Source organism: Cryobacterium tagatosivorans, from assembly GCF_004402215.1.
Lineage (GTDB): Bacteria > Actinomycetota > Actinomycetes > Actinomycetales > Microbacteriaceae > Cryobacterium > Cryobacterium tagatosivorans.
In genome coordinates this window covers 1-13,191 of record NZ_SOEZ01000043.1, presented here as the reverse complement: position 1 = coordinate 13,191, position 13,191 = coordinate 1, and the positions used below count along the sequence as shown (strand labels likewise).

General features: G+C 69.6%; 16 protein-coding genes. 13 read left to right on the top strand and 3 right to left on the bottom strand.

What is annotated here, in order from left to right:
• The first annotated feature begins 114 nt into the window (after positions 1-114).
• The 11 genes from E3O23_RS08660 to E3O23_RS08615 all read left to right on the top strand — a co-directional run bounded on the left by E3O23_RS08660 (position 115) and on the right by E3O23_RS08615 (position 8,666).
• Complete coding sequence (locus E3O23_RS08660; RefSeq protein ID WP_134490127.1) at positions 115-1,518, top strand: MFS transporter; 1,404 nt, start codon at positions 115-117, stop codon at positions 1,516-1,518.
• Between the two features lie 46 nt (positions 1,519-1,564).
• A complete protein-coding gene (locus tag E3O23_RS08655) occupies positions 1,565-2,386 on the top strand; it encodes a 3-hydroxybutyrate dehydrogenase (protein ID WP_134490125.1) in 822 nt (273 codons plus the stop codon).
• A gap of 168 nt (positions 2,387-2,554) precedes the next feature.
• A complete protein-coding gene (locus E3O23_RS08650; protein ID WP_134490123.1) occupies positions 2,555-3,787 on the top strand; it encodes a TadA family conjugal transfer-associated ATPase in 1,233 nt (410 codons plus the stop codon).
• Complete coding sequence (locus E3O23_RS08645; protein WP_134490121.1) at positions 3,784-4,650, top strand: type II secretion system F family protein; 867 nt, start codon at positions 3,784-3,786, stop codon at positions 4,648-4,650. Before E3O23_RS08650 ends, E3O23_RS08645 begins: the two co-directional genes overlap by 4 nt.
• Positions 4,647-5,585, top strand: a complete 939-nt coding sequence (locus E3O23_RS08640; RefSeq protein ID WP_134490120.1) for a type II secretion system F family protein — start codon at positions 4,647-4,649, stop codon at positions 5,583-5,585. Before E3O23_RS08645 ends, E3O23_RS08640 begins: the two co-directional genes overlap by 4 nt.
• Positions 5,586-5,642: 57 nt before the next feature.
• On the top strand, positions 5,643-5,819 hold the full coding sequence (locus tag E3O23_RS18125; RefSeq protein ID WP_166790460.1) for a hypothetical protein: 177 nt from the start codon (positions 5,643-5,645) through the stop codon (positions 5,817-5,819).
• A 13-nt stretch (positions 5,820-5,832) separates the two neighbouring features.
• Entirely contained in the window at positions 5,833-6,237 is a 405-nt protein-coding gene (locus E3O23_RS08635; RefSeq protein WP_241983392.1) for a TadE/TadG family type IV pilus assembly protein, read from the top strand.
• Positions 6,212-6,691: a hypothetical protein gene (locus E3O23_RS08630; RefSeq protein WP_134490118.1), complete on the top strand. Its 480-nt coding sequence runs from the start codon at positions 6,212-6,214 to the stop codon at positions 6,689-6,691. The genes E3O23_RS08635 and E3O23_RS08630 overlap by 26 nt, the downstream gene beginning before the upstream one ends.
• A complete protein-coding gene (locus E3O23_RS08625) occupies positions 6,688-7,140 on the top strand; it encodes a pilus assembly protein TadG-related protein (protein ID WP_134490116.1) in 453 nt (150 codons plus the stop codon). The genes E3O23_RS08630 and E3O23_RS08625 overlap by 4 nt, the downstream gene beginning before the upstream one ends.
• 277 nt (positions 7,141-7,417) lie before the next feature.
• The gene (locus tag E3O23_RS08620) at positions 7,418-7,687 is read left to right on the top strand and encodes a hypothetical protein (protein ID WP_134490114.1); all 270 of its coding nucleotides are present in this window, start codon (positions 7,418-7,420) and stop codon (positions 7,685-7,687) included.
• A gap of 94 nt (positions 7,688-7,781) precedes the next feature.
• On the top strand, positions 7,782-8,666 hold the full coding sequence (locus E3O23_RS08615) for an EamA family transporter (protein ID WP_241983391.1): 885 nt from the start codon (positions 7,782-7,784) through the stop codon (positions 8,664-8,666).
• A 13-nt stretch (positions 8,667-8,679) separates the two neighbouring features.
• Here E3O23_RS08615 and E3O23_RS08610 read toward each other — a convergent pair whose 3' ends face one another.
• From E3O23_RS08610 to E3O23_RS08600, 3 genes are read right to left on the bottom strand one after another with little or no spacing between them, the layout of a single operon-like run.
• The gene (locus E3O23_RS08610; RefSeq protein WP_134490112.1) at positions 8,680-9,336 is read right to left on the bottom strand and encodes a pentapeptide repeat-containing protein; all 657 of its coding nucleotides are present in this window, start codon (positions 9,334-9,336) and stop codon (positions 8,680-8,682) included.
• Between the two features lie 2 nt (positions 9,337-9,338).
• Positions 9,339-9,782, bottom strand: a complete 444-nt coding sequence (locus tag E3O23_RS08605) for a nitroreductase family deazaflavin-dependent oxidoreductase (RefSeq protein ID WP_134490110.1) — start codon at positions 9,780-9,782, stop codon at positions 9,339-9,341.
• Positions 9,783-9,835: 53 nt separating this feature from the next.
• Positions 9,836-11,104, bottom strand: coding sequence for an MFS transporter (locus E3O23_RS08600; protein WP_134490108.1), 1,269 nt, complete (start codon positions 11,102-11,104; stop codon positions 9,836-9,838).
• Positions 11,105-11,189: 85 nt separating this feature from the next.
• Here E3O23_RS08600 and prfB point away from each other — a divergent pair, with 85 nt between their 5' ends.
• A complete protein-coding gene (prfB, locus tag E3O23_RS08595) occupies positions 11,190-12,299 on the top strand; it encodes a peptide chain release factor 2 (RefSeq protein ID WP_134490106.1) in 1,110 nt (369 codons plus the stop codon).
• 82 nt (positions 12,300-12,381) lie between these two features.
• The coding region (ftsE, locus tag E3O23_RS08590; RefSeq protein WP_134490104.1) for a cell division ATP-binding protein FtsE at positions 12,382-13,191 on the top strand (810 nt) is incomplete at its 3' end.

Below are 13,191 nucleotides of genomic sequence, written 5' to 3'. Positions count from 1 at the left end.
AAGTGGTCATTGATGCACGTGGCATCTGCAGGAATACTCGGGGGAGCCGTGTGCTGCGCACGCGGGCCCGAAAACCCCCACCGAGTGTCAGAGAAGACACTGAAGGAGACAGACATGAGCGTCAACCAGCGAGTCGAGGCGGGTTCCGGAGGAGCCTCATCGACCAGCGGCAACAATTCGGAAAAGTCGGGACTGAAGAAGATCGTTGCCGCCTCCATGGTGGGCACGGTCGTCGAATGGTACGAGTTCTTCCTCTACGCCACGGCCGCGAGCCTTGTTTTCGGCAAGGTCTTCTTCCCGAACGCCGGCAGCGAGCTTGACGGCATCCTCGCCGCCTTCCTGACCTATGCGGTCGGTTTCATCGCCCGCCCGCTCGGTGGCATCGTCTTCGGACAGATCGGCGACCGGCTCGGCCGCAAGCACACCCTGCAGGTGACGATCATCCTCGTCGGTGTCGCCACGTTCCTGATGGGCTGCCTGCCCGGCTTCGACACCATCGGCTACTGGGCCCCGGCGCTCTTGATCGCCCTCCGCTTCATCCAGGGCTTCGCCGTCGGCGGTGAGTGGGGCGGCGCCGTGCTGCTCGTCGCGGAGCACAGCCCGGACAAGTCGCGCGGTTTCTGGTCCAGCTGGCCACAGGCCGCCGTGCCGGTGGGCAACCTGCTCGCCACGCTCGTGCTGCTGGCCACGTCCTGGCTGCTGCCCGCCGAGCAGTTCATGAGCTGGGGCTGGCGCATCGCGTTCTGGCTCTCCGCGATCATCGTGGTCATCGGCTACTACATCCGCACCCACGTCAACGAAGCCCCGATCTTCCTCGAGGCACGTGCCCAGGTTGAGGCCGAGCAGGCCATCAGCTACGGGGTCAAGGAAGTCATCCGCAAGTACCCGCGCGGCATCCTCAGTGCCATGGGCCTGCGGTTTGCGGAGAACATCCTCTACTACATCATCGTGAGCTTCTCGATCGTCTACCTCGTCACGGTGCACGCCTACGACACCAGCCAGCTGCTGTTTGCGCTGCTCCTGGCCCACCTCGTGCACTTCCTCGTGATCCCGCAGGTCGGTCGCCTGTCCGACAAGTTCGGACGCAAGCCGGTGTACCTGGCCGGAGCCGTCCTCGGCGCGGGCTGGGCGCTGTTCGCCTTCCCGATGTTCGACACGGAGAACCCGGTCCTGATCATCCTGGCGATCACCCTCGGCCTCTGCTTCCACGCCCTGATGTACGCGGGCCAGCCGGCGATCATGGCCGAGCTGTTCCCGACCCGGATGCGCTACTCCGGTGTCTCGCTCGGCTACCAGGTGACGTCGATCCTGGCCGGTTCGATGGCGCCGATCATCGCCGTCGCCCTGCTCAAGGAGTACGGCTCCTGGGTGCCGGTCGCGATCTACCTCGCGATCGCCTGCTCGGTCACCGTCGTCGCCGTGCTCACGCTCAAGGAAACCAGTGGAGCGTCGCTGCGCGAGATCGATGCGGTCGACGCCCGCAAGCACGGGCTGGAGCCGGCACCGGCGCTTCGCTAGCCGGCACAGTCCACGTCCGGATCCCAGCTCAACATAAGGAACGCAGATGACCAATGCACTCGCGCACGCGCCCAGGGCCTCGGCTGAAACCGAGACCCGGGCGCGGTCCGGGCCGCTCACGGGGAAGCGCGCCCTGGTTACCGGGGGTGCGAGTGGCATTGGTGCGGCTGTGGCCCGGTCCCTGGCCGAACGCGGCGCGCACGTCGTCGTCGCGGACATCGATGAGGCCGGCGCCGCGGCGCTCGCCGACGAGCTCGGCGGCTCGGCCTGGGCCGTCGACCTCCTCGACACCGCAGCGCTCACCGACGACGTCCTGGCCGAGGCCGTCGCGGGGGTGGACATCCTGGTGAACAACGCCGGGATCCAGCGGATCAACCCGATCCAGGACTTCGACCCGGCCGACTTCCGGAACATCATCAGCCTCATGCTCGAGGCCCCCTTCCTGCTCATCCGCGCCGCCCTGCCGCGAATGTACGAGAACAAATTCGGTCGCGTCATCAACGTCACGTCGGTGCACGGCATCCGGGCCTCGCCGTTCAAGAGCGCCTATGTCTCGGCCAAGCACGGGCTGGAGGGGCTGTCCAAGGTGACGGCCCTCGAGGGCGGCGAGTACGGGGTGACCAGCAACTGCGTCAGCCCCGGGTACGTGCGCACGCCGCTGGTCGAGAAGCAGCTGGCCGAGCAGGCCGCGGTGCACGGCATCCCCGAAGCCGAGGTCCTGAGCCGGATCATGCTCACCGAGAGCGCCATCAAGCGCCTGGTCGAGCCCGAAGAGGTCGCCTCGCTCGTCGCCTGGCTGGCCTCGGCGGACGCTGCCATGGTCACGGGCTCGAGCTACACGATGGACGGCGGCTGGTCCGCCCGGTAGCTTCCCCGCTGTCCCTGCTCAGTTGCGGAAAAACAACCTTCGTTTGGAAATTGAAGGTACTTTTTCCGCAACTGAGCAGGAAATGACCCGAATGCAGACGGGGCCAGGGCCAGGGCCGGGCTGTGGATAAGTTCCACGGCCACCGCCGGGGTGGAGCATCATGCAGGGATGAGCGAGGCCGTGCGCATCATCACCGAGCAGGTGCGGATGCGCGTGCGCCGGGAGGGCGTGGACCTCGCCTCCGACGGCGGCCTCGCCGAGCGGTACGTCCGCGACGAAGTGCAGCGCTACAGCGAGCGCGCCCTCGGCGGGTCGCTTCCGCTGATCGCCGATGAGCGCCAGGCCGCGCGGGAGGTTGTCGCCTCCCTGACCGGCTTCGGCACCCTGCAGCCGTTCCTCGACGACCCCGGCATCGAGGAGATCTGGATCAACGGGCCCGGTCGCGTCTTCATCGCCCGCGACGGCGTCTCCGAGCTGACCGGCATGCTGCTCACCGAGCGCGAGGTGCGCGACCTGGTCGAGCGGATGCTGCAGGCCTCGGGCCGGCGCGTCGACCTCTCCTCCCCGTTCGTCGATGCGTCCCTGCCGGACGGATCCCGGCTCCACGTGGTCATCCCGGACATCACCAGGAAGCACTGGGCGGTCAACATCCGCAAGTTCACCAGGCGCATCCGTGACCTGAACCAGCTCGTCGGGCTGGGCTCGCTGACCCAGCAGGCGGCCGAGTTCCTGCGGATGTGCGTGCTCGCCGGGCAGAACATCCTCGTCTCCGGCGCGACGCAGACGGGCAAGACCACGATGCTGAACGCCCTGCTGTCGTCGACCAGGCCCGGCGACCGGATCGTGACCGTCGAGGAGACGTTCGAGCTGGACCTGTCGGCGCGGGACGTCGTGGCCATGCAATGCCGTCAGCCGAGCCTCGAAGGCACGGGCGAGATCACGCTGCGGCGGCTGATCAAGGAGTCCCTCCGCATGCGCCCGGACCGCCTCGTCGTCGGCGAGGTCCGCGAGGCCGAAAGCCTCGACCTGCTCATCGCGCTCAACAGCGGACTGCCGGGCATGTGCTCGATCCACGCCAACAGCGCCAGGGATGCCCTCGCCAAGCTGTCGACGCTGCCGCTGCTGGCCGGCCGCAACATCGACTCGTCGTTCGTGCTGCCCACCGTGGCCGGCTGCATCGACATCGTCGTGCACTGCGAGATCGATCGCCACGGACGCCGGCGGGTCACCGAGATCATCGCGCCGAGCGGACAGCTCGCCGGCCCGATGATCGAGGCCAGTCCGATCTTCCTGGCCCAGGGCGGAGTGCTCGAGCCGACCGGGGGCTTCCCCACCAAGCTCGCCAAGTTCCGCGCGGCGGGCCTTGACCCGGCGGTCGTGCTCCGGCGAGGAGCGGCATGACTCTCGTGCTGGGATGCCTGCTCGGCGGCGGCCTCCTGCTCGTCGGCTCGCCGTTCCTCTGGCCCGCACGCGCGGCATCCGCGGCTTCGGCTCGCTCCGGCGCGCCGGGGCGGATGCGTTCCCGCCTCGCGCAGGCCGGGTTCGGCGGGGTGCCGGTGTCGGTCTTCCTCGCGGTTTCCCTGGTCCTCGGGCTCGCCGCGGCGGCGCTCGCGCAGGCGACGCTCGGGGTGCCGGCGCTCGCCTCAGTGGCCGGCCTGGCGGCCGCGGTGTTCCCCTCGCTGCTCGTGTCCTGGCGCGCCCGCGCCCGCCGGAGGGCGAATCGTACGGTCTGGCCCGATGTGGTCGACCACCTGGTCTCCGCGGTACGGTCGGGGCTCGCCCTGCCCGACAGCGTGAGCAGCCTCGCCCGGTCCGGTCCGGCAGCCAGCCGCGTCGCCTTCTCGGCGTTCGAACGCGAGTACCGCGCCACCGGCAATTTCGCGCACTGCATCGACGAACTCAAGTCCTCCCTGTCCGATCCGATTGCCGACCGAATCCTGGAGACCCTGCGCATGGCGAGGGAGGTCGGCGGCAGCGACCTGACGATCGTGCTGCGCAGCCTCGCCGCCTGGCTCCGGCAGGACGCCGCCATCCGCTCGGAGGTCGAGGCCAGGCAGTCCTGGATCGTGAACTCGGCCAGGCTCGGTGTGGCCGCGCCGTGGATCGTGCTCCTGCTCCTCGCCTCCCGCCCGGAGGCCGCCCTCGCCTACAACACGCCGGCCGGAGGGGTTGTGATCCTCGGCGGCCTGGCCGTCTCCGCCGCGGCCTACCGCGTCATGGTCAGGCTCGGGCGGCTCCCCGAGGAACGGCGGTGGTTCCAATGAGCGCCCAGCTGGCCTGGGGCGTGTTCTGCGGCACCGGGCTCGGGATCGGCCTGTGGTCGCTGGTGAGCCGCGCGCCGAGGCTCAGCCGGCCGCGCCTGGCGAACCGGCTCGCCCCGTATCTCCTCGACCTCTCCGCCGAGGCGCGGGCGTTCGTCGGGCGCAGTTCCGTCGACCCGATTCCGGTGCTCGGCACGATGTTCTCCCCGGCCTTCCACCGGCTCAAGGATGCGCTGTCGGCCGTCCTGGGCGGGAACGAGACGATCGAGAGGCGCCTCCGCCAATCCGGTTCGGCCTGGAGCGTCGACAAGTTCCGGTCGGACCAGCTCGTGTGGGCGATCGTCTCCCTCGCCGCGGGAACCGTGGCGGTGCTCGCGCTGCCCGCATTCCGGACGTTTCCCCTGGCCGCCCGGATCTTGCTGCCGGTGATCGTCGGCGCGTCGGCGGCGCTCCTTCGCGACTGGCTCCTCCGTCGAGCCGCCACCCGGCGCCTGGCGCGGATGGCGAGTGAGCTGCCCACGATCCTCGAGTTCCTCACCCTGTCGTTGTCGGCGGGCGAGGGGATCCTCGATTCGCTGCGCCGGGTCTCCGCCACGAGCTCGGGGGAGCTGTCCCGCGAGCTGGCCGCGGTGGTCACCGATGTGCATGCCGGCGTGCCCCTGGCCTCCGCCCTGCACGCCCTGTCGCGGCAGCTGCAACTGCCGGCGCTCAGCCGCTTCGTCGAGCAGGTCACCGGGGCACTGGACCGAGGATCTCCGCTGGCCGAGGTGCTGCGGGCGCAGGCCCAGGACGCCAGGGAGGAGGCCAAGCGCGACCTGCTCGAGGTGGCCGGCCGGAAGGAAGTCGCGATGCTCGTGCCGGTGGTCTTCCTGATCCTGCCGCTGACCATCCTCTTCGCCGTCTTCCCGGGCTTCGTCGCGCTGCAGGCCGGCTTCTGAGCAGTCCCATCCGAAACAGTCCCATCCGAGCAATCCAACCCAGGAAAGAAGGAGACCATGACAGGGCTGAGAAGGCGCTTCCTGAACCGGTGGCGGGACGAGACCGGGGATGTGCCCGGCTGGGTGCTGATCACCCTGATGACGGCCGGGTTGGTGGTGCTCCTCTGGGGGCTCGCCGGGCCCGCGCTGAGCGGCCTCTTCGAGCAGGCGATCAACCGGGTCGCCGGGTTCTGACGAGTCGCGTGCCGTGACCGGGTGGCGCGTGCGGGCGGCGATCACGGCGGATGCCGGCTCCGCGGTCGCCGAGTTCGTCATGGTCGTTTCTCTGCTCACCGTGCTGACCCTGTCGGTGATGCAGCTCGCGCTCGCGCTGCACATCCGCAACACGATCCAGGACGCGGCGGCGGAGGGCGCGCGGTTCGCGGCGCTCGCCGACAGCGGCCCGGCGGAGGGCGCCGAACGCGCCAGGGACCTCATCGCGACGGCGCTCGGCCCCTCGTACTCGCGCCACGTCGAGGCCCGCTATGGCGTGTACGCCGGCCATCGGAGTGCGGAGGTCCGGGTCGTGGCGCCGCTTCCCCTCCTCGGCCTGATCGGGCCCGATCGCGGGCTGGAGGTGGTCGGTCGTGCGGCCGTCGAGGCGCCCGGCTAGGCCCGCGGCGGACTCCCGGGCCGGGCCCGAAACCGGGTCCGCGTCGCTGGAGTTCATCACGGCCGGCCTCATCCTGCTCGTTCCCCTCGTCTACCTCGTGCTGGCCCTGTCGGCGTTGCAGGCCGGGACACTGGCCGTCGAGGGCGCCGCCCGGCAGGCCGCCCGCGTCTACGTCCAGGCTCCCGACGAGGCCGAGGCGGCCGACCGCGCCGAGCGCGCCGTGCAGTTCGGTTTGGCGGACTACGGCATCCCGGACGGGGCGGCCAGCGTCCGGATCCGCTGCGAGCCCGCCCCGGCTTCCTGCCTGACCAGGCAGGGACGGGTGGTCGTCACCGTCGGCGTCGTTGTTCCCCTGCCCCTGGTCCCCGACCTCCTGTCACTCGGGAGGCCGGCCGGCATCCTCGTCCAGGCCTCGGCGACGCAGACCGTGTCGCGGTTCTGGGGGTCCGGGTGACCCCGCGGCGCGGGCGGGGGCGGGCCAGGGAGGAGGACGGGTCCACGCTCATCCTGACGGTGTTCTACTGCTGCCTCTCGTTGCTGCTGATCCTCGGCGTCGCGGCCGCGACGTCCCTCTACCTCGAGCGCAAGCGACTCTTCACCCTCGCGGACGGTGCCGCACTGGCGGGCGCCGAGGCGTTCCCGCTGGACGCGGTCAGGATCACCGAGGCCGGGATGAGACCCGGCCTCCGATCCGCGGATGTGGCGGACGCGGTCTCCGGCTACCTGGCGGCCGCTCCGCACGCCGAATTCGACGGGCTGCGGGTGAGCCGGGCCGATTCGGCGGACGGGCAGAGCGCGACGGTGTCGCTCAGCGCCCGCTGGCGACCTCCGGTGCTCGCCCTGCTCCTTTCAGCAGGCGTTCCCCTGGAAGTGACCGCGGTGGCCCGCTCGGTGTTCGGCTAGGGTGATTCGCCCCCGCACCGGCGCTTTTCGTCAACGCGTAGAATTCCTCATGTTCGTGGTGTACGCTACTCAAAATCCAAATTTACGACGGAGCTTCCAGTCCCTGGGGAAGCTTCTCGTGTGTCTCCGGCAGGTAGCTTTGCCCGGACACTCCGACGGGTTCGCCCGGGCGTTGATCGCCCTGGTGGGAGCCGTTGCCCCATCCGGTGCGGTCGCCACCGAGGTGCCTTGATCCCTCCCGCGCCGACAGCCCTCTCCCGTGATTGAACCGTGCCCCATGGATGCCTTGCTTGACTCCGATACCGTTTCCCTGCTCGATTTTGACTCCGAGCTGCCCTGCGAGGGCGCGCACCACCTGCGCGGCCTGAGCGGACACGCCCCCGAGGAGGCCGGCGCGTTCATGGTGATTTCACCCTGCTGCGGCCCCAAGGTCGTGCAGTGTTCCGCCCGGGTCTCCGCCATGCGGAGCACCGGCGTGCTCTACTGCGGCGCGTGTGAGTACGAGCACCTGACCAGCGACTACAGCTTCATCCCCTTCGCCGCCTAGACGGAAGGCACGGCCGGCCCCGCCGGCACCCTGACCGGTGCTCCCAGCCGGTATCCTCGGTAGCGCGCCTGCCGTGGTGCCGACGAGGAGCACTGTGACCGAGAAGCGCGACCGGATGATCGGTGCCGGCACGCAGCTCGTCACAGAGGTCAGCATCAACTTCGGGTCGTCCCTCGCCGGGCTCCTGATCCCGGTGGTCGGCTCGCCGGTCGTGGTCGCGGCCCGGCAGCTGGTCATGGCCTGCACCGTCCTGCCCTTCTACCGACCCAGGCTCGCCACCCTGACCTGGCGCCGCCTCTGGCCGGCGCTGATGCTCGGTGTCGTGCTCGCCATCATGAACCTGTCGTTCTACCAGGCCGTCGACATCCTCGGGCTCGGCATCGCGGCCACCATCGAGTTCCTCGGGCCCTTCGCGCTGGCGCTGGCCACGTCCCGGCGGCTCCTCGACTTCGTCTTCGCGACGGCCGCGGCCATCGGGGTCTTCCTCCTCACCTGGACCGACGGCACGCTCGACCCGCTCGGCATCGTGTTCGGCCTGACGGCGGCAGCCTCGTGGGCGGCGTACATCCTGCTCACCCGCAGGGTGGCAACCCAGTTCCCCGGTCTTGAGGGCATCTCGGTGGCCAGCATCGTCAGCCTCGCCCTGCTCGTCCCGCTCGCCCTGATCACCGTCGACTGGGCACGAATCGACTGGCGCATCCTCGGCCTGCTCCTCGCCGTCGGCGCGCTGTCCTCGGCCTTCCCGTACACGGTCGACACGTTCATCCTGCGGCGAATCACCCCGCGCCTCTACGCGATCATCACGAGCTTCGGGCCGGTCATCGCCGCGGTGTTCGGCTTCCTCGTGCTGGGGGAGTCGTTCACCGCACTACAGCAGGTCGCCATCCTCGTGGTGTGCGTGGCGGCGGGCGCCGCCATCGCCACCCAGCGAGAGCGCCCCACATCCGACCTGGAACTCACCGCCGGGGCCATTCCGTAGGCGCCGGGCGTTGCTACTCCACGACGATGCCGAGGTGCGCCGCGAGGAGGGGGGCGAGCAGGCTGAGCTGGGAATCGTCGATGATCGCCCCGCGCAGTCCCTCGAGCCCGTGGATCGCCCCGAAGTCGCTCGATCGCAGGTCGACGTCCGTGAGTTTGGCGCCGCCCACGTCGAGGGTACCGATCCGGCAGTTCTGCAGCTCGAGGCGCTGCACCGTGGCGCTCCCGAGGTCGAGCTCCTCGATGATGCAGTTCGAGATGAGCACGTCGGTCAGGGCGGCCTCGCGGAGATTGACGAAGTCGAGCTTGCAGCCGTCGAACTGGACCGAGCGCATGGTCGCCTCGTACGCCTCCACCGAGCCGAGCCGGGAATGCTCGATCCGCACGTCGCGCCAGGTCGATCGGGGTGCGCTGAAGACGGCCGCGCGCAGGTCGCCGGCGAGGCAATCGGAGAAGGATGCGCCGCGCAGTTTCGCGTCGTCCAACGAGACCGCGCGCAACTCGCACTCGCGGAAGGTGACCCCGGTGAGGTCCCGGCCGGCCAGGTCGATCCCGTCGTAGCGCTCGCCGTCGCGGCTGTCGCCGGCGTGCAGCAGGGCGCCGTCGTTCCCGGCCAGGTCCACCAGCGTGATCGGGTCGATCCGCGGGTTCCGGCGCGGCTTGCGAGCCACGACTACCGGCCGGCGACGGGCTCGAGCACGAAGACCGGGATCTCCCGCTCGGTCTTCTCCTGGTAGCCGGCGTAGTCGGGGAACGCCGCGACGGCCCGTGCCCACCACTCGGCCTTCTCGGCGCCGGCGATCTCGCGGGCCACCATGTCCCACTTGTTCGGGCCGTCCTGCAGCTCCACCAGCGGGTGGGCGAGCACATTCGCGTGCCAGACGGGATTCTTCGGGCTGCCGCCGAGGGAGGCGACGGCGGCGTACTGCCCCTCGTGCTCGACCCGCATGAGCGCGGCCTTGCGCAGCTTGCCGGATTTCGCCCCCACAGTGGTCAGCACGATCACGGGCATCCCGCGCATGGTCGTTCCCTCGGTGCCGCCGGACCGTTCGTACAACTCGACCTGGTCGCGCACCCATTTCGTGGGCGTGGGCTCGTATTCTCCGTGAAGGGGCATGACTCCATCCAACACCCTCGGCCGTTCGATCATTCCGCCGCGCGGCCGCCGGCTCAGGGGCGCTGGCGGCCCCGGCGCGGAACGTACCGCGGGATGTACAGGCCGAGCAGCACGGCCCCGAACAGCCCGAACACGCCCATCACCGCGCTGGCCAGCGACAGCGACGCGACGGCGGTCAGCCCGGCCACGGCCAGCGGGGCCGTGGCGCTGCCGAAGTCGCCGGTGAAACGCCAGGCCCCGAGGAACGGGGCCGGCCCGGACTTCGGCGCGAGGTCGGCGCCCAGGGTCATCAGGATGCCGCTCCCGATCCCGTTCGCGAGCGAGAGGAACATGGCCACCCCAATGAACCACTCGACGTTGCTCGGCAGGTCGTGGGTGAACGCGAGCACGATGTGGCCGGCCCCCAGCCCGATCATCGACGGGAGGGCGGTCCAGATGCGCCCGAACCGGTCCATGACCTGGCCGCTGACGTAGAACAGGGCGAAGTCGATGCCCCCGGCAATGCCGATGATGAGGGCGATGTCTGGTTCGGCGATCCCGATGCTCACGGCCCAGAGCGGCAGGATGACCGTGCGGCTGGCCCGCATCCCGCCGATCAGGCCGGCTCCGGTGCCGAGCCGCGCGAGCACCCCGCGGTTGTTCCAGATCGTCCGGAACAGGCCGGCGGACTCCTGTGCGGCCAGCTCCTCGCCTGCGGTGTGCACCGAGCCGTCGGCCGCGACAGCGGCCTCGGGAGGCCCGAACGTGCTGGCCGGATCGGGCAGCAGGAGCAGCATGGCGGCCGCCCCCAGGCAGCAGACGATGAAGACCCAGAACACCGCGACCGTGCTGCCGGTGAGGTAGATCAGCCCGGCCGAGATGAACGGCCCGACGAACCAGCCGGCGCGGAAGATCCCGCCCAGGGTCGAGAGCGCCCGCGCGCGATAGGCGATCGGCACGTAGCTGGTCATGAACGCGTGCCGGGCGAGCGCGAAGACGGCCGTGGCGATCCCGACGAGGAAGATGCCCACCCCGAGGACCAGGGGTGTGGGGGCCGCGACGCAGATGAGCACGGCGATGATCGTCAGCATCGACGCCCAGATCATCGAGTTGCGTTCACCGATCCGGGAGACCACCCAGCCGGCCGGAATGTCCCCGACGAGTTCGCCCACCATCACCATCGCGGCGATGAAACCGGCCACGGCCAGCGAGGCGCCGAGGTTGTTCGCCACGATCGGGATCAACGGGATGATCGCGCCCTCGCCGATCGAGAAGAGCAGGGTGGGCAGGAAGGCGGCGAGTGCGACGGAGCGCAGGCTGAAGGGGCGCTCTGCGGTAGTCATGACCTCCGATGCTACGCCAGCCTGGGCGAGCGCTGTAGACGCGCCGACCACGCTTCGAGGCAGGCCCGGTAGGCTGGGCTCCGACATGATTGACCTGGATATTTCGGAGCAGATCGCCGCACTGCGGGCCACCTTTGGCGACATCCGGGCGGTGATCGACATCGATCGGCTGCGCACGGACATCGCCGAACTCAGCGACCGGGCCGGTGAGCCCGACCTGTGGGACGACACCGAGCGCGCCCAGGAGGTCACCAGCGCCCTCAGCCACCGGCAATCGGAGCTCGCGCGGATCGAGAGCATCGAGGCCCGGCTCGACGACCTCGAGGTCCTGTCCGAACTCGCGCACGGCGAGGACGACCAGGAGTCGGCCGACGAGGCCCTCGTGGAACTGGCGAGCCTGCAGAAGGTGCTCGGCGAGCTCGAGGTGCACACGCTGCTTAACGGTGAGTTCGACGAACGACCGGCCGTCGTCACGATCCGTTCCGGAGCCGGCGGGGTCGACGCGGCGGACTTCGCCGAGATGCTCCTGCGGATGTACATGCGCTGGGCCGAGCAGCACAACTACCCGGTCAAGGTCCTCGACGTGGGCTACGCCGAGGAAGCCGGTATCAAGTCGGCCACCTTCGAGGTCGACGCGCCCTACGCCTTCGGCACGCTGAGCGTCGAGGCCGGTACCCACCGCCTCGTGCGGATGAGCCCCTTCAACTCCGCGGGGAAGCGTCAGACCTCCTTCGCCGCGGTCGAGGTCGTGCCGTTGATCGAGCAGACAGAGTCTGTGGAGATCCCCGACAACGACATCCGGGTCGATGTCTTCCGCTCGAGCGGCCCCGGCGGCCAGTCGGTGAACACGACCGACTCCGCGGTGCGCATCACCCACCTCCCGACCGGCACCGTCGTGAGCTGCCAGAACGAAAAAAGCCAGATCCAGAACCGCGCCGCCGCCATGCGCGTGCTGCAGTCGCGACTGCTCCTCATCCAGCGCGAGCAGGAAGCCGCCACCAAGAAGGAATTCGCCGGTGTCATCACGGCGAGCTGGGGCGACCAGATGCGCAGCTACGTGCTTGCGCCGTACCAGATGGTCAAGGACCTGCGCACGAACTACGAGGTCAACAATCCGGGCCAGGTCTTCGACGGCGACCTCGACGGCTTCATCGCCGCCGGCATCCGCTGGCGCAAGCAGGCTCCGCAGGATTGAGCCCGGCCGTGGGGGAGCGCAGTCGCCGCTTAGGTATGTCGCAGTCGCAATATCCCGGATGCGTGCTTAGGCTCACAAGGACATGATTCGCTTTGACCACATCACCAAAAAGTATCCAGGGACCACCCGACCCGCCCTGAACTCCATCGACCTGGAGGTTCTGCGCGGCGAGTTCGTCTTCCTCGTCGGTGCGTCCGGCTCCGGAAAGTCCAGCTGCCTGCGGCTCATGCTCAAGGAAGAGAAACCGACCAGCGGCAGCATCCACGCGCTCGGCCAGGACCTGCGTTCGATCTCCAACCGCAAGGTTCCCTACTTCCGCCGCAATCTCGGCGTCGTCTTCCAGGACTTCCGCCTGCTGCCGAACAAGACCGTCTACGAGAACGTCGCGTTCAGCCTGCAGGTCATCGGAAAATCCCGCGGGTTCATCCAGGAAGCCGTGCCGGACACCCTGAAGATGGTCGGACTCGCCGAGAAGGCGCAGCGACTGCCCCACGAACTCTCCGGCGGTGAGCAGCAGCGCGTCGCCATCGCGCGCGCCATCGTGAACAAGCCCCAGATCCTGCTGGCCGACGAGCCGACCGGAAACCTCGACCCGACCACGAGCGCCGGCATCATGGCACTCCTGGCCAGCATCAACGCCGGCGGCACGACCGTGGTCATGGCCACGCACGAAGCCGGCATCGTCGACCAGATGCAGCGCCGCGTGATCGAACTGGCCGGCGGCGAGATCATGCGCGACGAACGCCAGGGCGGCTACGGCGCCACGGCCGCGATCCCCACGATCACCGCCGCGGCACCCGCCGCCCCTGCGCCCGCGCGCGGCATCGCGGCGGCCGCGGCCGCACCGGAGAGCGCTCGCGAGTCCGTCCAGCCGGCGGAACAGCCGCGGCCC